The organism is Chitinophaga sp. 22308 (assembly GCF_052045305.1).
Lineage (GTDB): Bacteria > Bacteroidota > Bacteroidia > Chitinophagales > Chitinophagaceae > Chitinophaga > Chitinophaga varians_A.
On sequence record NZ_JBQEOP010000028.1, the window covers coordinates 1 to 522 of the forward strand.

Annotated in this window: 1 pseudogene; it reads right to left on the reverse strand. The window is 51.0% G+C overall.

The features are described 5' to 3' along the window. Positions 1–522 (reverse strand): annotated as a pseudogene (locus tag ACTJJS_RS33525) (DUF6443 domain-containing protein); the annotation flags it as partial.

Consider the following 522-nt stretch of genomic DNA (forward strand, 5'->3'; position numbering starts at 1 on the left):
GGCCAAAGTGTGCCCCACCCGTGCCGTTTTGCAGGTATTCTTTGCTGATACTGCGCAACCAGCCACGCAGGTTATAATCGTAAGTCTGTTTTTCCAACGGAGCACCGCCACCGGCAATGCCCAGTTCTTTTAGTTCCAGTTGTCCGGTGGCATCATAGCTGTTTCTGGCTACCGTGCGAAGAAGGCCGGGATTATCGTTCAATTGTTTATTGATGGCCTTCACTCTTCCCTGCGCATCATAAAACATGGTGGTGAGCACCGTGGTTTGCGGTGTAACACCACTCCGGTTGTTTGTATGCCGCTGATAAGTACTGACTACTTTTCCGGTAAAATCATATCGGGTGGTGATCACATCACTACCTCCGGCAGCGTTATCTGATAGTATCTGGCTTACCCGCCCTTTGTCGTTATAATAGCTGGTGGTGGTCAGCCAGGTATCCGTGCCCAGTATGCGGATACGCGTTCCCGTTACCAGCCCTTTAGTAAGATTGCCTACGGTTACCGGCTCCACGTACAGATTAC